Origin of the sequence: Streptomyces sannanensis (assembly GCF_039536205.1) — a bacterium.
GTDB classification, from domain to species: Bacteria; Actinomycetota; Actinomycetes; order Streptomycetales; family Streptomycetaceae; genus Streptomyces; species Streptomyces sannanensis.
Map to the genome: position 1 here is coordinate 5,638,992 of NZ_BAAAYL010000001.1, position 24,871 is coordinate 5,663,862.

27 protein-coding genes and 1 pseudogene are annotated in these 24,871 nt (G+C 69.6%); 8 read left to right on the forward strand and 20 right to left on the reverse strand.

Annotation, left to right across the window (positions count from 1 at the left end; genetic code table 11):
• Positions 1 to 74: 74 nt before the first annotated feature.
• Positions 75 to 488, forward strand: a complete 414-nt coding sequence (locus ABD858_RS26320; protein WP_345041954.1) for an SHOCT domain-containing protein — start codon at positions 75 to 77, stop codon at positions 486 to 488.
• A gap of 273 nt (positions 489 to 761) precedes the next feature.
• Here the strand turns inward: ABD858_RS26320 and ABD858_RS26325 are convergent, their stop codons facing one another.
• From ABD858_RS26325 to ABD858_RS26350, 6 genes and pseudogenes are all read right to left on the reverse strand, one after another.
• Complete coding sequence (locus tag ABD858_RS26325; RefSeq protein WP_345041955.1) at positions 762 to 1,427, reverse strand: GntR family transcriptional regulator; 666 nt, start codon at positions 1,425 to 1,427, stop codon at positions 762 to 764.
• A complete protein-coding gene (locus ABD858_RS26330; protein ID WP_345041957.1) occupies positions 1,424 to 2,599 on the reverse strand; it encodes a CaiB/BaiF CoA transferase family protein in 1,176 nt (391 codons plus the stop codon). The genes ABD858_RS26325 and ABD858_RS26330 overlap by 4 nt, the downstream gene beginning before the upstream one ends.
• A 114-nt stretch (positions 2,600 to 2,713) precedes the next feature.
• Positions 2,714 to 2,887 (reverse strand): annotated as a pseudogene (locus ABD858_RS26335) (DUF397 domain-containing protein); the annotation flags it as partial.
• 29 nt (positions 2,888 to 2,916) lie between these two features.
• The gene (locus tag ABD858_RS26340) at positions 2,917 to 3,102 is read right to left on the reverse strand and encodes a DUF397 domain-containing protein (RefSeq protein ID WP_345041959.1); all 186 of its coding nucleotides are present in this window, start codon (positions 3,100 to 3,102) and stop codon (positions 2,917 to 2,919) included.
• Positions 3,103 to 3,104: 2 nt separating this feature from the next.
• Entirely contained in the window at positions 3,105 to 3,944 is an 840-nt protein-coding gene (locus ABD858_RS26345) for a helix-turn-helix domain-containing protein (RefSeq protein WP_345041962.1), read from the reverse strand.
• Positions 3,945 to 4,058: 114 nt separating this feature from the next.
• Positions 4,059 to 4,244 (reverse strand): hypothetical protein, encoded by a 186-nt coding sequence (locus tag ABD858_RS26350; RefSeq protein WP_345041964.1) that lies wholly within the window; start codon positions 4,242 to 4,244, stop codon positions 4,059 to 4,061.
• 134 nt (positions 4,245 to 4,378) lie between these two features.
• Between ABD858_RS26350 and ABD858_RS26355 the strand changes: the two genes are divergently transcribed.
• The 3 genes from ABD858_RS26355 to ABD858_RS26365 all read left to right on the forward strand — a co-directional run bounded on the left by ABD858_RS26355 (position 4,379) and on the right by ABD858_RS26365 (position 7,977).
• Positions 4,379 to 5,824, forward strand: coding sequence for a Gfo/Idh/MocA family protein (locus ABD858_RS26355; RefSeq protein ID WP_345041966.1), 1,446 nt, complete (start codon positions 4,379 to 4,381; stop codon positions 5,822 to 5,824).
• A 92-nt stretch (positions 5,825 to 5,916) separates the two neighbouring features.
• The gene (locus ABD858_RS26360) at positions 5,917 to 6,915 is read left to right on the forward strand and encodes an NEW3 domain-containing protein (RefSeq protein WP_345041969.1); all 999 of its coding nucleotides are present in this window, start codon (positions 5,917 to 5,919) and stop codon (positions 6,913 to 6,915) included.
• Between the two features lie 363 nt (positions 6,916 to 7,278).
• Positions 7,279 to 7,977: an SDR family oxidoreductase gene (locus ABD858_RS26365; RefSeq protein ID WP_345041971.1), complete on the forward strand. Its 699-nt coding sequence runs from the start codon at positions 7,279 to 7,281 to the stop codon at positions 7,975 to 7,977.
• 345 nt (positions 7,978 to 8,322) lie between these two features.
• Here the strand turns inward: ABD858_RS26365 and ABD858_RS26370 are convergent, their stop codons facing one another.
• Entirely contained in the window at positions 8,323 to 9,492 is a 1,170-nt protein-coding gene (locus ABD858_RS26370) for a magnesium and cobalt transport protein CorA (RefSeq protein ID WP_345044894.1), read from the reverse strand.
• Between the two features lie 231 nt (positions 9,493 to 9,723).
• Positions 9,724 to 10,515 (reverse strand): response regulator transcription factor, encoded by a 792-nt coding sequence (locus tag ABD858_RS26375; RefSeq protein WP_345041974.1) that lies wholly within the window; start codon positions 10,513 to 10,515, stop codon positions 9,724 to 9,726.
• Positions 10,516 to 10,607: 92 nt separating this feature from the next.
• On the opposite strand from ABD858_RS26375, the gene ABD858_RS26380 reads away from it, so the two are divergent.
• Positions 10,608 to 12,287, forward strand: a complete 1,680-nt coding sequence (locus ABD858_RS26380; RefSeq protein WP_345041976.1) for an AMP-binding protein — start codon at positions 10,608 to 10,610, stop codon at positions 12,285 to 12,287.
• Complete coding sequence (locus ABD858_RS26385) at positions 12,284 to 13,888, forward strand: AMP-binding protein (RefSeq protein WP_345041979.1); 1,605 nt, start codon at positions 12,284 to 12,286, stop codon at positions 13,886 to 13,888. Before ABD858_RS26380 ends, ABD858_RS26385 begins: the two co-directional genes overlap by 4 nt.
• A gap of 79 nt (positions 13,889 to 13,967) precedes the next feature.
• Here the strand turns inward: ABD858_RS26385 and ABD858_RS26390 are convergent, their stop codons facing one another.
• A complete protein-coding gene (locus tag ABD858_RS26390) occupies positions 13,968 to 14,675 on the reverse strand; it encodes a hypothetical protein (protein WP_345041981.1) in 708 nt (235 codons plus the stop codon).
• A gap of 405 nt (positions 14,676 to 15,080) precedes the next feature.
• Between ABD858_RS26390 and ABD858_RS26395 the strand changes: the two genes are divergently transcribed.
• Positions 15,081 to 15,941 carry a chitosanase gene (locus ABD858_RS26395; RefSeq protein ID WP_425586257.1) on the forward strand — a complete coding sequence of 287 codons (861 nt, stop codon included), beginning with the start codon at positions 15,081 to 15,083 and terminating at the stop codon, positions 15,939 to 15,941.
• A 100-nt stretch (positions 15,942 to 16,041) separates the two neighbouring features.
• Here ABD858_RS26395 and ABD858_RS26400 read toward each other — a convergent pair whose 3' ends face one another.
• The 11 genes from ABD858_RS26400 to pqqA form a co-directional block, all read right to left on the reverse strand.
• Positions 16,042 to 17,442, reverse strand: coding sequence for an 8-oxoguanine deaminase (locus ABD858_RS26400; RefSeq protein ID WP_345041986.1), 1,401 nt, complete (start codon positions 17,440 to 17,442; stop codon positions 16,042 to 16,044).
• Between the two features lie 214 nt (positions 17,443 to 17,656).
• Positions 17,657 to 18,580, reverse strand: a complete 924-nt coding sequence (gene pucL / locus ABD858_RS26405; protein WP_345041989.1) for a factor-independent urate hydroxylase — start codon at positions 18,578 to 18,580, stop codon at positions 17,657 to 17,659.
• A gap of 7 nt (positions 18,581 to 18,587) precedes the next feature.
• Positions 18,588 to 19,004, reverse strand: coding sequence for a hydroxyisourate hydrolase (gene uraH, locus ABD858_RS26410; protein WP_345041991.1), 417 nt, complete (start codon positions 19,002 to 19,004; stop codon positions 18,588 to 18,590).
• Positions 19,001 to 19,525 carry a 2-oxo-4-hydroxy-4-carboxy-5-ureidoimidazoline decarboxylase gene (gene uraD, locus ABD858_RS26415; protein ID WP_345041993.1) on the reverse strand — a complete coding sequence of 175 codons (525 nt, stop codon included), beginning with the start codon at positions 19,523 to 19,525 and terminating at the stop codon, positions 19,001 to 19,003. Before uraD ends, uraH begins: the two co-directional genes overlap by 4 nt.
• Before the next feature lie 147 nt (positions 19,526 to 19,672).
• Entirely contained in the window at positions 19,673 to 20,050 is a 378-nt protein-coding gene (locus tag ABD858_RS26420) for a helix-turn-helix domain-containing protein (RefSeq protein ID WP_345041996.1), read from the reverse strand.
• Positions 20,047 to 20,307, reverse strand: a complete 261-nt coding sequence (locus tag ABD858_RS26425) for a hypothetical protein (RefSeq protein ID WP_345041998.1) — start codon at positions 20,305 to 20,307, stop codon at positions 20,047 to 20,049. The genes ABD858_RS26420 and ABD858_RS26425 overlap by 4 nt, the downstream gene beginning before the upstream one ends.
• Before the next feature lie 4 nt (positions 20,308 to 20,311).
• Positions 20,312 to 21,460, reverse strand: a complete 1,149-nt coding sequence (gene pqqE / locus ABD858_RS26430) for a pyrroloquinoline quinone biosynthesis protein PqqE (protein ID WP_345044897.1) — start codon at positions 21,458 to 21,460, stop codon at positions 20,312 to 20,314.
• Positions 21,457 to 21,741, reverse strand: coding sequence for a pyrroloquinoline quinone biosynthesis peptide chaperone PqqD (pqqD, locus tag ABD858_RS26435; protein ID WP_345042001.1), 285 nt, complete (start codon positions 21,739 to 21,741; stop codon positions 21,457 to 21,459). The genes pqqE and pqqD overlap by 4 nt, the downstream gene beginning before the upstream one ends.
• Positions 21,738 to 22,463 carry a pyrroloquinoline-quinone synthase PqqC gene (pqqC, locus tag ABD858_RS26440; RefSeq protein WP_345042003.1) on the reverse strand — a complete coding sequence of 242 codons (726 nt, stop codon included), beginning with the start codon at positions 22,461 to 22,463 and terminating at the stop codon, positions 21,738 to 21,740. The genes pqqD and pqqC overlap by 4 nt, the downstream gene beginning before the upstream one ends.
• The gene (gene pqqB, locus ABD858_RS26445) at positions 22,460 to 23,371 is read right to left on the reverse strand and encodes a pyrroloquinoline quinone biosynthesis protein PqqB (protein WP_345042006.1); all 912 of its coding nucleotides are present in this window, start codon (positions 23,369 to 23,371) and stop codon (positions 22,460 to 22,462) included. The genes pqqC and pqqB overlap by 4 nt, the downstream gene beginning before the upstream one ends.
• Positions 23,372 to 23,382: 11 nt before the next feature.
• Positions 23,383 to 23,538 carry a pyrroloquinoline quinone precursor peptide PqqA gene (gene pqqA, locus ABD858_RS26450; protein ID WP_345042008.1) on the reverse strand — a complete coding sequence of 52 codons (156 nt, stop codon included), beginning with the start codon at positions 23,536 to 23,538 and terminating at the stop codon, positions 23,383 to 23,385.
• Positions 23,539 to 23,807: 269 nt separating this feature from the next.
• Here pqqA and ABD858_RS26455 point away from each other — a divergent pair, with 269 nt between their 5' ends.
• Complete coding sequence (locus tag ABD858_RS26455) at positions 23,808 to 24,869, forward strand: PQQ-dependent sugar dehydrogenase (RefSeq protein WP_345042011.1); 1,062 nt, start codon at positions 23,808 to 23,810, stop codon at positions 24,867 to 24,869.
• Positions 24,870 to 24,871: the final 2 nt, after the last annotated feature.

The window sequence follows — 24,871 nt, forward strand, 5'->3', positions numbered from 1 at the left end:
AGCGGAAGGGAAAGCCGCGGACGCTGAAAGTGATCGGACGCTCGACGTCCGACCGGACTGTCAGGAGGAGCGCGATGGAGAGCCACATGTTCCTGTCGTACGACTATCCGATACTCGGCACGTTCTGGACCATCATGTGGGTCTTTCTCTGGGTCCTGTGGTTCATGATCCTGTTCCGGATCATCATCGACATCTTCCGTGACCACCAGCTGAGCGGATGGGGCAAGGCCGGGTGGCTCATTCTCGTGGTGATCCTGCCGTTCCTCGGCGTGCTGGTGTACGTGATCGCCCGCGGCAAGGGAATGAGCAAGCGCGAGGTCAAGTCGCTGCAGGAGCAGCAGGCGGCCATGGACGCCTACATCCGGGAAACCGCAGGCACGGGCACAGGCAGCGCAGGCGACGAGCTGACCAAGCTGTCCGAGCTCAAGGCCAGGGGCGACCTGACGGAGGAGGAGTTCCAGCAGGCCAAGGCGAGACTCCTCGGTTGAGGAGAACGAGGGGCACGGATCGCCGGCGTGGCGGTGGCGTCAGTGCTCGACTTCGTCAACTTCCTGAAGACCGTACTACCCGTTCTGGGCGCTCGCGGAGGTGCGTCGTGAGCACGGAGCACGCCTGAATCGCCGTGCCCGGCTCGCCTGGCTCCTGAACGAGCGACACCGGGCGGCTGCCGTCGGGAAGGCGGACACACCCGACGGCAGCCGCCGCACTCCGTGCGAAGGGATGGAGCACCCCCGATCTGCTGTCGGGATTGCAGCCGCTGTTCATTCAGCAGTGAGGACTGCCCGGAGCGCGCCGACCGCGTGTGCGCGGTGCCGGTCGAGCCACCGTACGGCCCCCTCGACGTCGCCGGCGCGCAGCGCGTCGATCACCGCACGGTGTTCGTGGACGACGCGTTCGCGGTTGGGCTGCTCGGCGTAGTAGAGCGACCGGTAGGCATCGGTCGAGTCCCAGAGCGTGCCGATCAGCCGGACCAGCCGGGGCATCCCCGAGGCCTCGAGGAGCGCGAAGTGGAACCGGCGGTTCGCTGCGGCCATGGCCATGACGTCCCCCGTCCCACCGGTGCGCTCGACCTCGCGCTGGGCCTCCTCGAGCCCGGCGAGCAGCTCGGGTCCCATGCGGGCGGCCGCCTTACGGACGGCTTCCGTCTCCAGGAGCTCCCGGATGCGGTAGACCTCTTCCAGGTCGGCCAGGGACAGCTCGGTGACGAAGTAGCCGCGGTGCGCCCGGTGCACGACCAGGCCTTCGCCCTCGAGTATCTTCAGCGCCTCGCGCAGCGGTACCCGGCTGACGTCGAGCCGTGCGGCCAGGGCGTCCTGCCGGATCGGCGCGCCGGGCCGGAGCTCTCCGCTGGTGATGGCGCGCCGCAGCTCACCGAGGACGAACTGCTGGGCGGTGGGCGGACGCCGACCCTGCACTGCGCCGCTCATCGCTTCGGGAGGCCGAGCTCGGCGCGCAGGTCTTCGGTGTGCTCACCCAGCCGCGGCGGCGCGGTGCGGTAGACCGGTGGGGTGGCGCCGAGCCCGATGGGGTTGGCGACCTGGTCGGCCGGGGCGTCGCGGCAGGGGTCGTCGATCCGTACCCGGGCCTCCAGACCGAGCCGCTCGGCGAGGCCGAAGGCCGCGGCCAGGTCGTTGATCGGGCCGCAGGGCACCCCTGCGGTGGTGAGCTCGTCGAACCATTCGTCCGCGGTCCGCCGGGCCAACGGCTCCGCCAACTCGCCGAGCAGCTCCTCGCGGTGGGCGACGCGCGCCGTGTTGGTGGCGAAGCGCGGGTCGTCGGCCAGGTCGGCGCGGCCGAGCCGGTCGCACAGGATCCGGAACTGACGGTCGTTGCCCACGGCGAGCACCAGCGGACGGTCCTTGGCCTCGAACACCTCGTACGGAGCGATGCTCGGGTGCCGGTTGCCCATCGCCTGCGGCACCACCCCGGCGCCCACGTACGCCGACGCCTGGTTGGTGAGCGCGGACAACAGCGAGGTGAGCAGGGAGACCTCGACCCGCTGGCCCTCGCCGGTACGCTCCCGGTGCCGCAGGGCGGCGAGGACACCGAGGCCCGCGTGCAGGCCGGTGATCACGTCGACCAGCGCCACACCCGCCTTGGTCCCCTGCCCGTCCGGCTCGCCGGTCACGCTCATCAGCCCGCCCATCGCCTGTACGAGCAGGTCGTAGCCGGGCAGATGAGCACCCTCGGCGGCGCCGAAGCCGGTCACCGAGCAGTAGATCAGTCCCGGGTTGAGCGCACGGAGTTCCTCGTAGCCGAGCCCGAGCCGGTCCATGGTCCCGGGCCGGAAGTTCTCCACCAGGACATCGGCGCGCGCGACGATCGCGCGGGCGGTTTCCAGGTCCTGTTCGTCGGTCAGGTCGAGGGCGATGGAGCGCTTGTTGCGGTTGACGCCCAAGAAGTAGGTGGCCTCGCCGTCGGCGAACGGCGGGCCCCAGGCACGGGTGTCGTCCCCGGACCCGGGCCGCTCGATCTTGATGACATCGGCGCCGAGGTCGGCGAGAAGCATCGTCATGTACGGCCCGGCCAGCACCCGGCCGAAGTCGGCGACGACGACGCCCGACAGGGCGCCTTCCGGAATCCGCTCACCTTGTCGCACGGCTCTCCTCCCTCGTGGCCCAAGGGGAACCTACGCAGGGAGAAGGGAATAATCAATATTGGATCCAATATGTAGACCGCCGCCGGGAGGCTGGGCCGTGTGACGCCGACCGCGTTACCGAGCCGCCGTGCCGTGGGCCGCTGCCGCCAGTCGTGCCGTGTCCACCCGTACGAACGGCGGCTGCGTCAGATCCTTGGTGTCCCTTACGCGGACGGCCTCTTCCGCGACGGCCACTTCGATACAGCTGTCGCCCTGGGCGCTGCTGTAGCTGGACTTGAACCAGGCGAGTCAGGCGAGTCCGGTGGTCCTCATGGCGCTCAACCCCGGGCCACGTGCCGAACGAACCGCGCCCATCCGTCTCGTCCGACGGCGAAGGGTGGCTGCGTCAGATCCTTGGAATCCCTTACGTGGACGGCTTCTTCCGCGACGGCCACTTCGATGCAGCTGTCGTTCTGGGCGCTGCTGTGGCTGCTCTTGAACCAGGCGAGTTCGTTCGTGATCATGCTCAAAGCGCTCCTCGCATCCGCTTCAGCAGGCCCGTGGAATCCTTCGGGGAGAGGGCCTGTGAGCGCAGTCTCGCATAGCGCATCTGGATCCTGCCGACCTCTTTCGGGTCGGCGATCAAGCGGCCGTTCTCCTGGCCTTCGGAGTATGCGAGCCATCGGCCGTCGGGTGTCTGCAGTAGTTGCAGGGGGCCTGCCAGACAGGCGTGGTGTTCGCTGTCGGCCGGCATGATCTGAAGCGTGACGTTCCGCAGGGCGCTGAGTCGCAGGATGTGGTCGAACAGCTCCCGCGTGACATCCACTCCGCCGAGGCGGCGCATGAACACGGCCTCCTCGACGATGAAGTCGAACGCGGTGTTCGGCCTGTCGTGCAGTAGCTGCTGTCGTTCCCTGCGGGTGGTGACCATGGTCTCCAACGCCTCGTCACTCAGCGGTGGCACGTCGTTGTCGCCCAACGCGCGCACGTAACCTTCCGTCTGCAGCAAGCCCGGCACCAGCCTGCACTCGTACGTGCACAGGCTCATCGCCACCTTCTCCAGCCGCGCCCATTGCCGGAACCACGCTGCCAGTCCCGACTGACGCGACAGGTGCTTGGCCGCCCGCCGGAGGGCTCCCGTGTTTCCCAGTGCGGCCTCCGCCCGCTCCACGAAGTCCTCGTCCGGCATCCGGCGGCCCAACTCGACCGATGCCACGGTGTGTTTGGAGTACCGCACCATCGAGCCGAAATCCGTCCGGCTGACCCCGGCGTGCTCGCGAAGGGCCTGGACGACGGCACCGAAGGTGCGCAGGCTGTCCGAGGTCTCCGGTTCCCGCTCCCAGCCGCAGCCTGACAGGTCGTTCATGCGCGGCCACCTCCACGTGCTGTACGGCTCCCCGCGTTCAACTCACCCAGAGTGACGGGTCGATGCGCGCACTGTCCACACTGCGTGCGCGTACGGTGGCTTACCGTACGCGGATCAGTGTCTCTCCGGCAGCAGCGACCGCAGGGCCGGCTCCGTCAGTTCTGCCTCCATGGTGGCCCCGTCGGGGGCGACGGCCGTGCGGAAGGAGCGGCCCGCCAGGAGCGAGATGAGCCACCATGCGGCGGTGTGCGGGTCGACGTCGGCGCCGACGGGTACCCGGGGCCGGCCTGGTGTGCTCATGCGCACCAAACCCCAGGCCCTATGCAGTTTTGTGCGCGTACCAGCCAAGTTTCAATCATCTATTGACACCTGAATGGCGGCGCGCCACAGTCGTCGCGCCAGTGACGCCCATCACTCGTGTCTGGAGCCCAGCCATGCCTGAAGTTCCCGAAGTCTCAAGGCGTTCGGTTCTCGGAGGAGCAGTCGCCACAGGCGCGATCGCCTTGGGAGTGGGAGCCACCGCGTCTGCCCCGGCGCTCGCAGTGCCCGGCCGTACCGAAGCAGCCGCAGCCCTGGAACCGCGCCGCCGCCCCGGCCAGACCTCCATGATCAACGTGCCGTACGAGCCACACCGGACGGTCCGGGTCGCCATCATCGGCCTCGGTAATCGCGGCAACGGGATGACCAAGGGCTGGTCCGCCGTGCCCGGCTGCACAGTGACCGCGGTCTGTGACATCCGGGCGGACCGGGCGAAGCGTGTCGCGGACGACCTGGTCAAGGCAGGCAAGCCGCGCCCCGCCGAATTCGGCGGTTCCGCCGACTCCTACGCCGAGATGCTCAAGCGGGACGACATCGACCTCGTCTACATCGCAACACCCTGGGAGTTCCACTACGCGCAGGGCAGAGCGGCCCTGCTGGCCGGCAAGCACGTCATCGTCGAACTCCCCATCGCCACCCGACTGGACGAGCTCTGGGACCTGGTCGACACCTGCGAGCAGACCCGGCGTCATCTGATGCTTGCCGAGAACTGCTCGTACGGCCGCAGCGAACTCGCCATGCTCAAGATGGCGCACGAAGGGGTGTTCGGCGATGTGACCAACGGTCATGGAGGCTACCTCCACGACCTGCGCGCCCTGCTGTTCTCCGACACGTACTACACGGACTCCTGGCGCCGCCTGTGGCACACCCGCAGCATCGCCTCCTTCTACCCGATGCACGGTCTCGCCCCGGTCGCCGCGGCGATGGACATCAACCGCGGCGACCGGATGACCACGCTGCGGGCCACCGCGACAGCCGCGAAGGGCCTGGCCGACTACCGCGAGCGCTTCGTCCCCGAGGGACACCCCTCGTGGAAGGAGACCTATATCAACGGCGACCTGATCACGTGCATGATCGAAACCGCCAACGGCCGGACGATCCGGGCCGAGCACGAGGTGAGCTCGCCCCGCCCGTACAGCCGCATCAACAGCCTCGCCGGCAGCCGCGGCCTCTTCGAGGACTACGCCGGCACTTCCTCCACAGGCGGCCGGGTCTACTTCGAACCCGACCACGGCGACGACTCCTGGCGGGACTTCGCGCCCTACCGCAAGGAGTTCGACCACTGGCTCTGGAAGAAGATCGGTGACGACGCCGCGAACAACGGTGGCCACGGCGGCATGGACTACGTGCTGCAGTGGCGGACAGTACAGCAGATGCGGGCCGGCCTTGTGCCCGACATCGACGTGTACGACTCGGCGGCCTGGTGCGCGCCCGTGCCGCTGAGCGTCATGTCCCTGGAGAAGGGGGGCAAGCCGGTAGCGTTCCCGGACTTCACCCGGGGCGCGTGGGTGAATCTGCGACTCGGCCTCGACTCGCGCATGACCGAGATGCCGCCCGTGTGATTCCGGGACGAGGCGCCTCGTCCTGCCTCACCTTCACCTTCACCCGCACCTTCACCCGAGTACTGCCCCGACCGTGAGAAGGAGCCCGCATCATGTCCCCACGTGTGACCGGAGTACGAAGAGCCTTCGCGGCTCTGGCGGTGGCCGCGATGGCGTTCAGCTCCGCGCCCGCGAGCGCTGCACCCCAGGATCCGGCCGTCCCAGAGGCACGCACCCAGGTGACCATCGCCCCCGTCGACCTCGACGGCCCGGCCATCTCAGAGGTGAAAGTCACCGTCACCAATGCAGGCCCCAAGAACCTGCGCCGACTGAGCGTCGCCTTGAAGGGACCCGTCGGCTGGGCCGTTCAGCCTGCGGTGCGCAACGTCGACGGCACGTACAGCCCGGGGGCCGGCGCCACCGCCGAGTTCCGGATCCAAGTGCCGGAGCAGCGATCGGGCTTCACCATGCGCACGTTCACGGCCACCGCCACATATGAGGGAGGCGACGGCAGGGGCACCGCCCAGGGCACCCGGGTCGAGCGGTCGGGCCCTGTGCTGGCCCGCCTCTCCGATGCGTACAACAACGTCGGCATCACCGACGAGAACAACACCAAGCCCGGCAACTTCGACGGCGAGGGAAACAGCTTCTCCGCGCAGAAGCTCGCCGCGGTGGGTCTGACGCCCGGGGCGTCCGTCACCGCCCTGGGCGCCGAGCTGACCTGGCCCACGGCGGCCCCCGGCACCAAGAACAACGTGTCGAGCACAGGACAGGCTGTGAAGCTCAGCGGCAAGGGCGGCAAGTTGGTCTTCCTCGGCTCCGGTGTCGGCTCCGGCGCAACGGGCACCGCGACGGTGATCTACACCGACGGATCGAGCACCTCCGGGTCGATAGGCTTCCCCAACTGGTCGTTCCAGGACGCCACAGCCCATGGCGCGACGCTGGTGAAGTCGACTGACGGCCGCAACCGGCCCGATGGCTACGGCAATGCAGGCATCGCCTACCGGCTCTTCGCCCACTCGATCACCCTGGACCCGACCAAGCAGATCGAGCTGGTCGTTCTGCCCGCCAATGCCCGCATCCACCTTTTCGACATTGCGGTGGCTCCTTAGCAATCCGAGTACGGCTTCCCCCGTTGGCCGGCGGAGGGCAGAGCCCTCCGCCGGCCAACGGCGTTCGGAAAGCCGGCCAACGCCATTGCGAGCGCCACCGAAACCAGCGTGAGCGCGGCCCGGGCCCTGCGCGCCGCGCAGGGCCCAACACGGCGGCGGGCAGCGCCGGTTCGGCCACTTCGTACGGCATGGTGGCCGGTCAGCGATGGCGTACCGGCTCGGCGGGACTCTGGGTATAGTGCAGGCGTTCCGGGGAACCGGCGGCGGCCCGGAGTCGGTCGAGCTCACGCGCCACCTCGCGTTTCAACGACGTCCGGGACCCTGACGGACCCCCGATGACCACATCACTGAGGAGGCCGTCGCATGGAACCCGTCACGCTGATCACCGGTGGCTCGACCGGAATCGGCGCCGCCACCGCCCGCGCCCTGCTCAAACAGGGCCACTGCGTGGCCGTCACGGGACGTGACGCGGACAAGCTGGCCGCCTTCGTCGCTTCGGCCGGAGCGGGCGACCGGCTGCTGACGATCACCGGCGACACCAGCGACGAGCACGACGTCGGCTCCGCCGTGCGCCACGTGGTGGACGCGTGGGGCCGGCTGGACAACGTCATCGCCAACGCCGGTTTCTCGCTGCCCGGCAACCTGGAGAGCCACGCCCCCGAGGACATGCGCGCCATGGTCCTCACCAACGTCCTGGGCCCGGCCCTGCTGGTGCGGGAGACCCTGCCGCACCTCAGGGAGTCCAAGGGCCGGATCGTGATCATCGGTTCGGTCGCCGGGGTGCGCAACACGCCCGGCAACCTGTACTCGGTCACCAAGTGGGCCGCGCACGCGCTGGCCGAGAACACCCGGCTGCTGGTCGGCAAGGACGGTGTCGGCGTGACCGTCGTCGCCCCCGGGGTGGTGGACACCCCGTTCTGGGACAAGCGCGGCGGCACCCCCGAGGCGGCGCCGGCGATGACCGCCGAGCAGATCGCGGACACGATCGTCTTCGCCGTCAACCAGCCCGCGGGCGTGGACATCAACCACATCACCATGCGGCCGACCGGGCAGCTCGGCTGACGCCGCGCTCCCAACGACCCTGCGAAAAGGCGTCCTTGGCCCCCGCTGCGTACCACGCCGTGCGGGCGGAGGGCGCCTTCGGGCGTCCGGGTGGACGCGCGGCGTCAGGTGGAGAGGTGGGCGCACCAGGGAAGGCTCCGGCTGGACTTTGCCCGGCACCGTCGGTGACGGCCGGCGACAGCCCCTCGACCGGAGTCGAGCCCCCGATGGGGGCAGATCAGTAGACAAGGGGGAGTAGTGGCCTGCTCCCCGGCGCCGCGCGTTCTCCCCAGATTCTCCCCAGGGTCCCGAATTCCTCAGTGACGTTCGCTATGGCGAAGTTGATCAGTGGTTCTCGTTCGCCGCCTACAGCCAGTCCCGCTTCTTGAAGATGACGTACAGGCTGATGCACACCACGCCCATCAGCCCGATCGCGAACGGGTACCCGAACCCCCAGCTCAGCTCCGGCATCTCGCGGAAGTTCATGCCGTAGATGGTTCCCACCAGTGTCGGTGCAAAGAGAATGGCGGCCCAGGCGGAGATCTTCTTGATCTCCTCGTTCTGCTCGAAGCCCGCCTCGGCCAGCGCCCGCATCTCCGCGTTCTGCTGCTGGGTGACCAGCGTCGCGTTGACCGTGAGGATCTCCGTCAGCGCCTGGCGGAAGCCGTCCACGCGCTCGCTGGTGTGGGTGACGTGGTCGGCGACGTCGCGGAGGTAGCGCTGGAGCTCCTCGTCCGTGTCGTACTTGGCGAAGCCGGCCATCAGGCCGTGCAGCATGCCGACCAGGGGGCGGGTGGCGCGCTGGAACTCGACCATTTCGCGGGAGAGTTCGTAGATACGGCGGGAGACTTCGGGGTCGCCGCGGAAGACCTCGGTCTCGATCTCGTCGATGTCGTTCTGCACGCCGGCGACGACCGGCGCGTAGCCGTCGACGACCGCGTCGAGGATGGCGTACAGGACGGCCTCGGGGCCCAGGGCGAGGAGCTCCGGAGTCTCCTCCATGCGGCGGCGGACCGCGGAGAGGTCGGGGGCCGCGCCGTGGCGGACGGTGATGAGGAAGTCCTTGCCGACGAAGACATGGAGCTCGCCGAAGTCGACCTCCTCCGGAGCGTCCAGGTAGCGGGCGGCGCGGAGTACGACGAAGAGGGTGTCGCCGTAGCGCTCCAGCTTGGGGCGCTGGTGGGCCTCCAGCGCGTCCTCCACGGCGAGCGGGTGGAGGTCGAACTCCTCCGCGAGCGAGTGGAGCTCGGCTTCGGACGGGCGGTGGAGACCGATCCACGCCATACCGTCCGGCTGCTCGCGCAGCCGGCGGAAGGTTTCGGCGAGGGAAGCGGGGGTGGAAACCCGCAGGCCGTCCCGGTAGAGGGCGGCCTGGACGACGCTGCCGTTGCCCGCGGGGGTGAGGGCGGGGGCGGAGACGGCAGGCTCGGTGGAGGGCCGGCGCGGGGAGACGGGGGGCTGCGACGGGGGAGAGGGCTGCCGGCGCCAGGAGTGCTTCTTGGGCGACAGCATCGGGCGGACTCGACGCTCGGACATCATGGGTCTCACCTCCCTGGCTGCATGGAGAGAAGGATATACGTACCAAATGCCACGGGCGCGGGGTCCCGGCCCGGGATTGCGGACTGTACCTGTCCGCAGCGTGGGGGTACCTCCCAGTGGTAGCTGGCGTGGGGGTACCTCCCAGTGGTAGCTGGGGGAGTCCGTCCTCAATCGCCGGACGGGCCGGGTGGGCGTTTCCGGACAGGGCGCGTCCCCCGGGGCGGTGCCCTACGGCAGCAGGCCCGACCGGCGGGCGGCGACCACCGCCTCCAGCCGGGTGTGCGCGCCCAGCTTGCGCATCGCGGACCGCAGATAGCCCTTCACCGTCTCGGGGCGCAGGCCCAGCCGGTCGGCCGCCGCCGCGTTCGTGGCCCCGGCCGCCACGCAGGCCAGTACGTCCACCTCACGCGGAGCCAGTGCCACCCGGGGCCGGGGCGGGCCGCCGGCCCCGGCGAGGCGGCCGCAGGCCGTCAGCAGCTTCTCGCGCAGCACGGGGTCCTCGATGTCCGACGCCAGCGCGCGGAGCTCGCCGTGCGCGGCCCGCACCTCCTCCCACGCGCCGGGCAGCCACTGTGCCTCTTCCCGCACGGCGAGGGCCTGCTCCACGTCGCGGGCAGCGCCGACCGCCGCGTCGAGCGTCCGGTCGCCGAGCGGCAGGGGTGTGCGCAGCGCCCCGTACAGCACGCCGCGCACCCGGCGTCGTACCACGACCGGGACGGCGAGGACCGAGTACAGCCCTTCCGCGGCGACGGGGCCGTCGTACTCATGGCTGATGTGGCGCGAGGAGTGATAGTCCGTGACCGCGCACGGCCGGGACAGGGCGAGCGCTTTCCCGCCCAGTCCGGTGCCCGCCGAGATGGTGAGCCCGTTCAGCGCGCCCGTCGTCGCCCCGCTCAGTTCGATGATGCGTAGCTGCCGCGGATCGCTCAGCAGCGCGCCGAAGGCGACGGCCAGCCCGGTGGCGCGACGCAGCCGCTCCACCGCCGTCCGCATTTCCACTGCCTCGCACTGCTCCGGCATGCCGCTTCCTCTTTCACCCCCGTATGGGGGTAGTGAGACCCAGGTCACTGATTACACGATGTCCGGGAGCCGCACGGCAAGGAGGAACAGACATGACGGAACGCGACGCGACGGAGAAGTTCCGGAACGCCCGGGATTTCCTGCTCGAGCACCGGGAGGACTACGCAGGCGCGTACGAGGGATTCGCCTGGCCGAGGTTCGAGCACTTCAACTGGGCACTTGACTGGTTCGACCGGATCGCCGAGGGCAATGACCGCGTCGCCCTGCACATCGCCGAGGAGGACGGGACGCACGCCCGGTTCACCTTCGCGGAGATGTCCGCACGGTCCGGCCGCACCGCCAACTGGCTGCGCGCACAGGGCGTACGGGCCGGGGACCGGATCGTCGTCATGCTCGGCAACCAGGTGGAGCTGTGGGAGATCGCGCTGGCCGCGATGAAGCTGCGCGCCGTCGTCATCCCGGCGACGCCGCTGCTCGGCCCGGCCGATCTGCGGGACCGGATCGAGCGCGGCAGGGCCCGGCATGTGATCGTGCGGGTGGGGGACACGGCGAAGTTCGCCGAGGTGCCGGGGGAGTACACCCGGATCGCGGTGGGATCCTCCGGCGCCGAGGGCTGGCTCCGCTACGAGGACGCGTACACCGCCGAGGCGGCCTTCGAGCCGGACGGCGTGACGAACGCCGACGACACTCTGATGCTGTACTTCACCTCCGGCACCACCGCCCGCCCCAAGCTCGTCGAGCACACCCATGTCTCTTACCCCCTGGGCCACTTGGCGACCATGTACTGGATCGGCCTCAAGCCGGGGGACGTCCACCTCAACATCTCCTCGCCCGGCTGGGCCAAGCACGCCTGGTCGAACCTCTTCGCGCCGTGGAACGCCGAGGCGACCGTCTTCATCCACAACTACACGCGCTTCGACGCGGGCCGGCTCATGGCCGAGATGGACCGCGCGGGCGTCACCAGCTTCTGCGCGCCGCCCACCGTGTGGCGGATGCTGATCCAGGCGGACCTCACCCAGCTCGGCCGGCCTCCGCGCGAGGTGGTGGCAGCGGGGGAGCCGCTCAACCCCGAGGTCATCGACAGCGTGCGCCGGGCGTGGGGCGTCACCATCCGGGACGGTTTCGGGCAGACCGAGACCGCCGTGCAGGTCGCCAACACACCCGGCCAGCAGCTCAAGCCCGGCTCCATGGGCCGGCCGAGCCCCGGCTACGTCGTGGAGCTGCTCGACCCGGTGACCGGCAAGCCGGGCGCGGCGGAGGGCGAGATCTCCCTCGACCTGTCCGCGGCCCCCGTCGGCCTGATGACCGGCTACCACGGGGATCCGGAGCGCACCGCCGAGGCCATGGCGGACGGCTACTACCGCACCGGCGACATCGGCTCGCGTGACGAGGACGGTTACATCACCTACATCGGCCGCGCCGACGACGTGTTCAAGGCCTCCGACTACAAGATCTCGCCGTTCGAACTGGAGAGCGCCCTGCTGGAGCACGAGGCGGTGGCGGAGGCCGCGGTCGTGCCGTCGCCGGACCCGGTGCGGCTCGCCGTGCCGAAGGCGTATGTCGTGCTCGCCGAGGGCTGGGAGCCGACCGCGGAGACCGCGAAGGTGCTGTTCGAGCACTCGCGGGCGGTCCTCGCGCCGTACAAGCGCATCCGCAAGCTGGAGTTCGCCGACCTGCCCAAGACCGTGTCCGGCAAGATCCGCCGGATCGAGCTGCGCGAGGCCACCGCCGCCGGCTCGGCGGCCGAGTACGACGAAGGGGACCTGCGATGAGACAGCTGTCCTACGTCCACGGAACCGGCGGGACGCCACTGCTCGGCGACACCATCGGACGCAACCTCGGCAGGGCGGTCGACGCCTTCCCCGAGCGCGAGGCGCTGGTCGACGTCCCCTCCGGGCGCCGCTGGACGTACGCCGAGTTCGGCGCGGCCGTCGACGAGCTGGCGAAGGCGCTGCTCGGCAGCGGGGTCGCCAAGGGCGACCGGGTCGGCATCTGGGCGATCAACTGCCCGGAGTGGGTGCTCGTGCAGTACGCCACCGCGCGCATCGGCGCGATCATGGTGAACATCAACCCGGCGTACCGGGCGCACGAACTCGCCTATGTCCTCGACCAGGCCGGGATCTCGCTGCTGATCGCCTCGCTCGTGCACAAGACCAGCGACTACCGCGCCCTGGTCGGCCAGGTGCGGGGCCGCTGCCCCGCACTGCGCGCCGTGCACTACATCGGCGACCCCAGCTGGGACGAGCTGCTGGCCGCGGCCGGGGGTGTCGGCGACGCCGAACTCGCCGCCCGTGAGGCCGAGCTGTCCTGCGACGACCCGGTGAACATCCAGTACACCTCGGGCACCACCGGATTCCCGAAGGGCGCCACCCTCTCCCACCACAACATCCTGAACAACGGTTACTTCGTGGGGGAGATGATCGGCTACACCGAGCAGGACCGGGTCTGCCTGCCGGTGCCGTTCTACCACTGCTTCGGCATGGTCATGGGCAATCTGGGCGCCATCTCGCACGGCGCGTGCATCGTCATCCCGGCGCCGTCGTTCGATCCGGCCGCCACCCTGCGTGCGGTCGCGGAGGAACGCTGCACCTCCCTCTACGGCGTTCCGACCATGTTCATCGCGGAGCTGAACCTTCCCGACTTCGCCACGTACGAACTCAGTTCCCTCCGCACCGGCATCATGGCCGGCTCTCCCTGCCCGGTGGAGGTGATGAAGCGGGTGGTCGCCGAGATGAACATGGCCGAGGTGTCCATCTGTTACGGCATGACCGAGACCTCCCCGGTCTCCACCCAGACCCGCCGTGACGATGACCTGGAGCGCCGCACCGGCACGGTCGGCCGCGCCCTGCCGCACATCGAGGTCAAGGTCGTCGACCCGGTGACCGGAGTGACGCTGCCGCGCGGCGAGGCCGGAGAGCTGTGCACCCGCGGCTACGGCGTGATGCTCGGCTACTGGGACGAGCCGGCCAAGACCGCGGAGGTCATCGACGCGGGCCGGTGGATGCACACCGGCGACCTGGCGGTGATCCGCGAGGACGGCTACGCGCAGATCGTCGGCCGTATCAAGGACATGATCATCAGGGGCGGCGAGAACGTCTATCCGCGGGAGATCGAGGAGTTCCTCTACAGCCACCCGAAGGTCGCCGACGTCCAGGTGGTCGGTGTTCCGGACGAGCGCTACGGCGAGGAGATCCTGGCCTGCGTGATCCCCCGCGACCCGGCGGACCCGCCGACGCTGGACGACATCGCGGGGTACTGCCGCGACGAGCTCGCGCACTACAAGATCCCGCGCCGCCTGGAGATCCTGGAGGGCTTCCCGATGACGGTGAGCGGCAAGGTGAGAAAGGTGGAGCTGCGCGAGCGCTACGCGTAGCGCGTCGGAAATCCAGCCCGTCCGGCGATTGAGGACACCGCCCGAAGGGCGGTCCGGGAGTCCGGGGCTTGCCCCTGGCTCAACGTGGCGAGGGACCTGTGGTCAGCAGGTCCCTCGCCGCGTTGTTGACGGGCCGCGGCGTGCCCGTGAGGTCCATGACGAACAGCGGTATGCCCAGTTCCTCCCCGCGGGCGCGGGCGTCGACGGCATAGCCGGCGAGGGAGAAGAAGACGCCCACCGATGACGAGGCGAGGCCGTTGAGCCAGAGGCATTCGACCGCCCGCAGGTCGGCGGGCCGCGTCGTCGGGTCGACCTGGGCGACCAGTCCCGGGCCGCGCAGGTCGATGCCGGAGGCGGCCCGGCACTCGGACTGGAGTACGTCACGGAAGCCGAGCCAGCGTAAGTAGAGCGCCGCGGCGGTCACCGCGTCGCGGGCGGTGCGGATCGTCATGGGCCGGAAGGCGGTGCGGCCGGGCGGCGGCGGGACGCGAGGGGTGGCGTCGGCGGGGGGCCGGGCGGTCGTGGTCACCGGGCGGACGGCGATGCGCAGGACCGTACCGCAGGGGCAGCCGAGCTCCGGCTGAGGCCACTGGTCGGAGCGGCCGCAGGCCTCGCAGCGGACGGTGACCCAGTCGTCGTTCCAGGTGCGGTGGGTGATCGGTTCCGCCGGGGCGCCGCGCAGCAGCGGCGGGGCGAGCGGGGCGCCGCAGGCGCAGGGATAGACGGGCGGGGCGTACACGTGCGCGCGGCGGCAGGCCGGGCAGCGCACCGGCACGGTTCTTTCCATGGCCTGCCGTCCTCCCCCGTCGACGTCACCGCGGTCCATCGTCCACCAAGGGCCGGGGCCGCGGGGGGCACTTCGGCGATCCCTTGACGCGCGTAAACCGCACCCGTACATTGCTTCCGTTTTACGGAATGATTCTTCCGTATTTCGGAATCGATGCTCTGGGGGTACCACCCAGCGGTAGCTGGGGGAGTGGCAGCGCCCCCGACTCCGCCAGGCCGAAGCACGAGCACCCCATGCGGATACCGTGTTCGGCCCGGCTGTACAGGTGAAGCCCGGCAGCCGCGGGCGGCCGCCGGCTCGGAGGAGCTCCTCGACGGGTGGTCACCGATATGACGTATTTCCACCGTCGTGGGTTGACTCGTCCGTGCGACCCGGATGGACTTCCGTGGACGGACTTCCCCGGAGGTGCAGGTGTCCACGTCCCACCCGAGGACCACCTCACGTCGCGGTCTGCTGGCCGGTGCCCTGCTCGGGCTCACGGCGGCCGCCCTCTCGTTCACCGTGAACGCCGGCACCGAAGCCGGAGAGGACGCCGACGCCGATGCGCGAAAGGGCGGGCGCGGGCTCGACGACCCCGAGAAGAAGGAGATCGCCATGAAGCTGGTGTCCAGCGCGGAGAACTCCTCGCTGGACTGGAAGGCCTACTACAAGTGGATCAAGGACATCCGTGACGGCCGCGGCTACACCGCCGGCATCATCGGTTTCTGCTCGGGCACCGGCGACATGCTCCGGCTCGTCGAGCTCTACACACGGCGCAAGCCGGGAAACGTCCTCGCCGGACACCTGCCCGCGCTCCGCCGGGTGAACGGCACCGGCTCGCGCAAGGGCCTCGATCCGCACTTCGTACGCGACTGGCGCACAGCGGCCCGCGACCCCGACTTCAGGAAGGCCCAGGACGACGAGCGGGACCGCGGCTACTTCGGCCCGGCCGTCGGACAGGGCAGGAAGGACGGCCTCGGCGCACTCGGCCAGTTCATCTACTACGACGCCCTGGTGATGCACGGACCGGGCAGCGACCCGGTCAGCTTCGGCGGCATCCGAAGGCGGGCCCTGGGCCGGGCCCGGCCGCCGGCGCAGGGCGGTGACGAGGTGACGTATCTGCATGCCTTCCTCGACGCCCGCGTCCGGGCGATGAGGCAGGAGAGGGCGCACTGGGACACCAGTCGGGTGGACACCGCACAACGGGTCTTTCTGGCCGAGCGCAATCTCGGCCTGGACCTGCCGCTCAAGTGGAAGGTGTACGGCGACAGTTACCGCCTCGGCTGACAGTGGACGCGTACGACGGCGGTGGTCACGGCACCCAGGGCGCTCGGGTCCACGGCCGTCGGCCGAGGGCCGTCCCCCTCGGCCGGACTTCCGGGGGGGATCAGGCCTGCGCGGCGATCCGCGCGAGGCGCTGCGCCTCGTCCCGCGTGGAGCGGGCGATGGCGTCCTCGTCGACCGTGATCAGGCGGTTGCCTTCGACCACCGGCTTGCCGTTGACGAGTGAGAGGGTGACCGGGGCCGCCGCGCCGAGGACAAGGGCGGTCACGGGGTCGGCGATGGACGAGTGGGCGAGCGTGTCCAGCTTCCACAGCACCAGGTCGGCGAGCTTGCCGGGTTCGATGGAGCCGATCTGGGAGGCACGGCCGAGCACCTGGGCGCCGCCGTACGTACCGAGGCGCAGCGCCTGCCGGGCGCCCAGTGCCGCCTCGCGGTGCGCGCCGAGCCGGTTGATCAGCAGGGCGTTGCGGAGTTCGGTGTGCAGTTCCCCCGACTCGTTGGAGGCGGTGCCGTCGACACCGAGGCCGACCGGGACGCCGGCCGCCAGCATGTCGGGGACCCGGGCGATCCCGGCCGCGAGGCGCGCGTTCGAGGAGGGGCAGTGGGCGACACCGGTCTTCGTACGGGCGAAGGCGGCGATGTCGGAGTCGTTCATGTGGACGCAGTGCGCCATCCACACGTCCTCGCCCAGCCAGCCGGTCGACTCGAAGTAGTCGGTGGGGCCCATGCCGAAGAGCTCGTGGCACCACTTCTCCTCCTCCATGGTCTCCGAGCCGTGGGTGTGCATCCGCACGCCGAGGCGGCGGGCCGACTCGGCGCCCTGCCGGAGCAGTTCGGTGGAGACGGAGAAGGGGGAACAGGGGGCAATCGCGATCTGGGTCATGGCGTCGAAGGACGCGTCGTGGTGCATCCTGACGGTCTCCTCGGTCGCGGCCAGCGCGCCCTCGGCGGTCTCGACGGCGAAGTCCGGCGGCAGACCGCCGTCCTTCTCGCTGCGGTCCATGGAACCGCGGGCGAGGGTGAAGCGGACACCCGTCTCGGAGGCGGCCCGGATGATGGAGCCGGAGATGTCGCCGGCGCCCTTCGGGTAGACGTAGTGGTGGTCCACGGCGGTGGTGACGCCGCCGCGGGCCATCATGGCGAGCGAGCCCTGTGCCGCCGAGTAGGTCATCTGCTCGTCGATGCGCGCCCAGGTCGGATAGAGGGCGACCAGCCAGTCGAAGAGGTTGTGGTCGGTGGCCAGGCCGCGAGTGATCCACTGGTAGAAGTGGTGGTGCGTGTTGACGAGGCCGGGGGTGACCAGATGGCCGGTGCCGTCGACGCGGCGGACCACGTTCTCCAGGCCCTCGGGGGCCTTGCCCGCGCCCACCGACTCGATCCGGTTGCCGGTGACGACCACGTACCCGGAGGCGTACTCGGTGTCGTCGGCGTCGACGGTCGCGATGGCGCAGTTCTCGATGACAATGCGTCCGACCGCGCCGTCAGGGGCTGCCGATACTGCCATGGTGCTTCCTCGTGCTTTCTGTGGCGGTTTGGGCGCGGCAGGGCCCGAGGGATTTGAGTGCCGGAGCCGGATGCGGCAGCTGTCAGGAACCGCCGGCCGTGGAGTGCTCCGGGTGCCGAGGTGGTGGAGGAACAGTGTGCGCCCAACCGCTTGCGAGGGGGGAGTCCGGCGTGTCCCGGGGCCCGCGACGAGCCCCGGGACACGCGTCCCGCGATCAGAGGTTGGTCATGTCGACCGGGATCCGCGGCTCGACGCCTTCCCGCAGGATGGTGGCCTCGATGAGACCGTACGGGCGGTCCGCCGCGAAGTAGACCTCGTTGTCGTTCTTCAGCCCGAAGGGCTCGAGGTCGACCAGGAAGTGGTGCTTGTTGGGGAGGGAGAAGCGGACCTCGTCGATCTCCGCCCGGTTGTCGATGATGCGCGCACCCATCTGGTACAGGGTCTGCTGGAGCGAGAGGGAGTAGGTCTCCGCGAAGGCCTGGAGCATGTGCTTCCTGACCTGCTCGTAGGACTTCTCCCAGTCGGGCATCTTCTGCGCGTCGTCGGTCCAGTTGAACCGCCAGCGGCCGGACACCTGGGTGGCCAGGATGCGGTCGTACGCCTCCTGCAGGGTCGTGTACGTGTCCTTGACGTAACCCCAGAACTCGGAGTTCGTCGAGTTCATCACGACCAGGTCCTTCAGGCCCGAGATGACCTCCCACTTCTCACCGTCGTAGGTGATCTGGGTGACCCGGGTCTCCTGGCCCTTGCGGACGAAGGAGTGCTTCACATCTTCGGCGCCGAGGAACCCGGAGTTGCCGTCGGAGGTCTCTATGCGCTCCCAGGCGTACTCCTCGATGCGGATACGCGCCCGGTGGATCGGCTCCTGGCCGGTCACGAAGTGACGGGCCAGGTGGATGCCGAACTGCTCGGCGGACTCGATGCCGTATTGCTTGGCGAACGCGTACACCGTGTTCTTGGTGGTGTCGGTCGGCAGGACGTTGGCGTTGGAGCCGGAGTAGTGGACCTCCTCCATGTCGCCGGAGAGGGCGACGGAGACATTCAGGTCCTTGATGTGGTGCGTGTCGCCGTCCCGCGTGATCCTGACGACGCGGTTCTCCGCTTTGCCGTACTGGTTCTGGCCGAGAATCGTGGGCATCTGTCTGCTAGCTCCCTCGGTACACGGAGTAGCCGAACGGGTTGAGCAGCAGCGGTACGTGGTAGTGCTCGCCCGGTACGACGGCGAACGTGATCGCCACCTCCGGGAAGAACGCACCGCTGTCCCTTACGCGGGGGGCGTCCTGCTGCGCCTCGGCTTGCTTCAGTGTGTTTTCTGGACGCGTGAAGTACGTCTCGGTATCGAAGTCGAGACGTACATGGGTCGTGCCCTCCGGCAGTGCCGGCAGGTCCTTGCAGCGCCCGTCCGCGTCGGTCCGCGAACCGCCCAGCGCAACCCACGCCGCGTCGCTGCCGGGGCGGGCGACGCCCTTGGCGGAGAGGCGGACGGCTACGCCCTCGGCGGGGCGTCCGACGCTGGTGTCCAGGATGTGCGTGGACACCGAGGCCGTGGTGTCGGTGTTCATGGCCTTCGGACTCCTTCTTCTTCCACGAGACGGGTCAGCCGGATCTGGTTGATCCTGCCCAGCTCGGTGCGGACGATCTCCCGCTCCTGCTCGGGCGAGTTGCCGATCCGGTCCCTGACCGCGTCCCGCATCTGCTCACCGGTTCTGCCGGTGGCGCAGATCAGAAAGACATGGCCGAACCTGTCCTGGTAGGCCAGGTTCAGTTCGAGCATCTCGGCCTTGAGGTCCTCGGAGACGCCGGCCATTCCGCTCTGCTCATGGGAGGAGGTCGGGTCTCCGGGCTTCGGGCGCCCGATCGGCGGATGCCCGGCCATCGCTTCCCGCAGGTCTGCCGTGGTCAGCTCGCCCATGGCGGCGTCGCCGGCGGCGAAGAGGTCGTCGGCGGTGTCGTACGGGCGGTGGGCGAGAAGCTTGCTCCCCCATGCCGAACTGGCGCACACCTCGTGGAGCGCGGCCTTGGCCTCGCTTTCCGGAGATGCGTTGAACCGGGCCAGGCCCGGGTTCGTCGTACTCGAAGTCACGGGAGCCTCCGTGGCCGTGATGCATGGGACGGGCTGCGCATAGCTAACGCTCTCGACAACACCGCGTCAACACTTTGTTGAAACTTCGGGGACATGAAAGCCGCCGTCCCGGCATGTGGACGGCGGCTGGGTGCGGTGAGTGATCAGCTACTCGCCTTTGGCGGCGTTTTCCCTGTTCAGGTAGTTGTACACCGTAAATCGGCTGACGCCGAGCGCGCTCGCGACCGTCTCCACGCCATGGCGTACGGAGAACGCGCCGCGCGCTTCCAGGGTGCGGACGACCGACTGCTTGGACTTGCGGTCGAGCTCGGACAGGGGCATGCCGTGCCGGCGCTCCATCGCGGCCAGGATGTGGTCGAGGGACTCGGACAGTTGCGGCAGACGGACGGCGACGACATCCTCGCCCTCCCAGGCGAGCACCACGTCGTCGCAGCCGGCCTGTCCAGGCGGCAGCATCTCGCCGCCCATCGCGTCCACCAGTGGCTTCACGGCCTGGACGAAGGGGTGATCCCCCGGCTCGGTCACTTCTCGCCCTCCGCGGCCCCGCCGATCACGTTCACCTGGAGCGAGACCCGTGTCGCCCCCGCGGAGAGCGATGTGCGCAGCAGTGCGTTCACCGCGGTCAGTACCGCCTCCGCGCCGCCTTCCGCGGTGTTTCCGAAGGGGCCGACGTCCACGGTGTCCAGGCTGGCCTCGTGAATGACCTCCCGGGCCGCCAGCGCATGGGGCGGCGTCCGGTCCAGGTCGAAGGGCTCGGTCGTGAACTCCACTCTCAATCGCACGCGCTCAACCTACTGTGCGGATGTCCGCTCGGAGATCAGGGCCCGGCCTTCGCACAGCGGCCGGGCCCTGATCGTCTCTTCCCGGCCCCCGGTACACGTATCCGGCCCCGGCGGCATCCTCCGCCACCGCCGCACGGACGAGTCCGTGGTCGGGCGACAGCCGGCAGGCCGGGTCGGTACGGGCCGCATCGCCGGTGAGCGCGAAGGCCTGGCAGCGGCAGCCGCCGAAGTCCTCGTCGCGGCGCGGACAGCTACGGCACGGTTCGCGCATCCAGCCGTCGCCGCGATACCGGTTGAAGGCCTCCGAATGCTCCCAGATCCAGGCGAGCGGCCAGTCCCGTACATTCGGCGGATCCAGGTCCGGAAGCGTCGCCGCGGCATGGCAGGGCAGCACGGTGCCGTCCGGGGTGACGGTCAGCGAGACGGCCCCCCATCCGCCCATGCACGGTTTCGCGACACCGTCCATGTAGTCCGGGACGACCCAGACCAGCTCGGTGCGGCCGGCCAGCCGCTCCCGCCACCGGCTCACCGCCTCCGATGCACGCGACAGCTGCTCGCGGCTCGGCATGAGCGCGGCACGGTTGCGCAGGGCCCATCCGTAGAACTGCGTACTGGCCAGCTCGATACGGTCCGCGCCCCAGGACAGCGCCAGTTCCACCAGGGCGTCGACGGCGTCCAGGTTGTCACGGTGCAGGACGACATTGACGCCCAAGGGCAGACCCGCCTCCCGTACCAGCGCCGCGGCCCGTTCCTTGTCGGGGAACGAGCGTCGTCCGGCGATCCGGTCGGAGCGCGCGGGGTCGGCATGCTGCACCGACAGCTGCACACTGCGCAGCCCGGCCGCCAGCAGCCTGTCCAGCCGGGCCGCGTCCAGCCCCTGACCGCTGGTGACCAGCTGGGTATGAATGCCAGAGGACTCGGCCTCGGCGACGATCTCCTCCAGATCGGCCCGCAACAGCGGCTCCCCGCCGGACAGATGGGTGTTCACCACTCCCAGGTCCGCGGCCTGACGCAGCACCTTCTGCCACTCGGCCGTCGACAGCTCGCGCGAGCGGCGCGTGAGCTCCAGGGGATTGGAACAGTACGGGCAGCGCAGCGGGCAGGCGTGCGTCAGCTCGGCCAGCAGCGCCCAGGGCCGGGGCAGGAGGGTCACCGTAGCCACCCCTCGGACCGCAACCGCCCCAGGAAGTCCGGAACGTCCTCGGCCACCTCGGCGCCGGGAAAACGCTCCGTCAGTTCACCGACGATCCGGTGGACATCGCGCTCGCCGTCGCACAGCCCGACGATGTCTCCGGCGCGGCCGGAGAGGACCACCACCCGCTCCGGCATGACCAGCAGATCGGTATTCCGAACCCGGTCGTGCCGCAGTACGACCGCAGGGGCGAGCCTGGGGCGCCACCCCGGACCGGCGTCCCGGTCCGGCCCTGCGGTCATCGCGACACCACCTGCGGCTCCCGCTGCGCAAGGTCCACGGCGTCCAGCAGCGACCACAGCACATCGCATTTGAAGGCGAGCGCCGCCACCGCCCGCTCCTGATCGGCCCTGCTGCTCGCCCACTCGAGAACCAGCGCCAGTGCCTCGTCGCTGTCCCGGCGGCCCTGACCGACCCGTGCCCGGAAATAGGCCAGCCCGTCGGCGTCGATCCATGAGTAGTGGCGCTCGAAGGCATCGATGCGCCGCAGCATCAGACCCGGAGCGGACAGTTCGGTCAGTGAGGCCGAGACAGCCTCCAGTGGTGGCCGGTGCCGGCAGAAGTTGACGTATCCGTCGACCGCCAGGCGCACCCCGGGCAGCACGCACGCCCCGGACAGCAGAGCGGCCCGGTCCAGGCCGGCTGCCTCACCGAGACGCAGCCACCGCTCGATGCCGCCCTCGCCTTCCGCGCGCCCGTCGTGGTCCTCGATCCGGTGCAGCCACATGCGTCGCAGCTCCGGCGTCTCGAGCTTGGCGGTGATCAAGGCGTCCTTGACCGGGATGTGCCGCTGGTAGTGGAAGCGGTTGGTGATCCAGCGGCGCAGTTCGGCAGGGCTCAGACTGCCCTCGTGCATCCTCACGTTGAACGGATGACGGTCGTGGTATCGCTGCTCTGCCACCGCCCGCAGCTGTTCCTCGAATTCCGCCCGCCCCCATGGCCGCTTCGCTTCCACAACGGTCACAGCGTGATCTCCATTCCGTCGGCTGCCACTTCGAGCCCCATCCGGGTCAGCACCTTGTGCTGGGGTGCGGTGGGGTCGACAAGAGGATTGGTGTTGTTGAGATGTGTATAGAGGCAGCGGGCCGGCAGCGAGGCGAGTCGCCGCGCCGTGCCGTCCGGCCCGTCGACGGGCAGATGACCCATGGCCGTCGCGGTACGTGCCGAGATCCCCGTCCGGCGGGGCTCGTCGTCGTCCCAGAAAGTGCCGTCGAGGATCACACAGTCGGCGTCGGCGACAGCGTGCTGCAGGGCGTCCGGCCATGTGCCGAGCGCCGGAGCGTAGACGGCGGTGCGGCCGGTGGCGCGATCGGTGAGCCGGAGCGCCGACACCCAGTGGCCGTCGTCGCCCGGCCCGGCCGGGACCGCCACGGCATAGCGCGGCCGCTTGCCGGAGAGGGGGACGGCACTGATGTGGACCGTGGAGTCGGCGTCGAGCGGTTCGGGCCGGCCGCTCGTGGGCAGCTCACACCAGGTCAGGTCGGTGTAGGGGGAGAGCAGTTCTCCCAGGTGCTGCCGGCCGAGCACCGCGTCCCGTACGGCACCGGTGGTGAGCAGCTCCAGACGGTCGGCCTCCCGCAGCCGGGCGATGCCGAGGGTGTGGTCGAGTTCGGCGTCGGTCAGGATGACGCCGGCCAGCGGTGTGCGGCGCGGCTCGGGGCCCGGATGCAGCTCGGGGCAGCTCTCGATCTGATCCGCGATGTCGGGTGTCGCGTTGACCACGTACCAGCGGCCTTCGGCTGCCCTGACGGCGAGTGAGGCGTGCCGGCGGCGGCGCCGCGGATGTGCGCGAGCCCCGGAGCATTCCGGGCAGGCACAGTTCCACTGCGGTACGCCGCCGCCTGCCGCGGTGCCCAGCACCTTGAGGAGCATGTCCGCGGGGGCTAACGGGTGGCCAGGGAGTAGGCCGTGACTTCCAGCGCGGTCTCGACGACCGTGTACTCGGGCCGTTGCCAGGCCGCCTCCTCTACGAACTGCGTGCCTTCGGAGCGAGCGGTGTGTTCGAACCGAGCGGTGTGATCCAGGGATTCGGTCGGCATGAGATCTTCCTGTCGTTCGGGATGACGAAGACGCCTTTTCCCGCAGCATCGGCAGCCCAAGCAGCCCGGGCAATCCGTGGCGGCTATAAGGGTGACCCGCCGGTCTTGTCTGAGCCTCCGTCAGACATGGCCGACCTACGCTCCGGAAGACCAACGCCGAGCCTTCCTGGAGGATCGCAGTGTCCACTCTCACGAGTCGCCGAAGGACTTCGAGGCGACGGAAGCTTCGTGCGGTCACGGCCGCCGGGACCATGGTCGCGGGGCTGCTCGTGAGTTTCGTCGGCCCCGGCAGCGCCGCGTCCGCGTCGCCGGCGGCCCACGCGGTGACGGAGCCCGGCGCCGTCAAGACCGTCACGAGCGGCCTGACCACACCCTGGGGCATGGCCATGCTGCCGGACGGCTCCGCCCTGATCGCCGAGCGTGAGACCTTCAGGCTCTTCAAGATCAGCCCAACCGGCGAAAAGTCCTTCGTGGGCTCCGTACCCCGGACGATGACCACCAGGGTCGAGGACGGTGTGCTGGGCATCGCCGCGTCGAACAACTGGGAGCACGACCACTACATCTTCGTGCTCCACACAGCCCCCGACGGCAACAACCGGATCGCGCGGATGACCTTCGACGGCTCCAGGCTCGGTGACTACCGTTTGCTGCTCACGGGCATCAAGTGGGGTGAGATCCACAACGGCGGACGCCTGAGGGTCGGCCCCGACGGCTACCTCTACGCCTCGACCGGGGAGGCCAACAAATCCAGCCTCGCTCAGAACAAGAACTCCCTCAACGGGAAGATCCTCCGGATGACCTTCGACGGTCGGCCGGCGCCCGGCAATCCGTTCAAGAACTACGTCTTCTCCTACGGCCACCGCAACCCGGAGGGCCTGGCGTTCGATGCGCAGGGCCGTCTGTGGGCGTCCGAGATCAGCTCGGACAAGAACGACGAGCTCAATCTCATCGAGGCCGGCAAGAACTACGGATGGCCCACCTGCGTGGGACCGTGCGACGTGGCGGGCATGACCAACCCCAAGGCGTACTGGAGGCCGTCGGAGGCCTCGCCCAGCGGCCTCACCTACGCGGACGGCAGCCTGTACATGGCCGCCATGCGCGGCAGGCGCCTGTGGCGCATCCCGGTCAGCGGCACGACCCTGGGCACCCCCGTCGCGTACTACACCGACAAGTACGGCCGGCTCCGCACCGTCGAGAAGGTCCCGGGCAGGAACGCCCTGTGGCTGTCGACGACCAACACCGACCGCAACGGCGGCAAGTCCTTCGGCGAGGACAAGGTGCTCGAGGTGGAGCTGACCGCTCCTGCCGCCTCCCGGGACAGCGGCAGATAGCC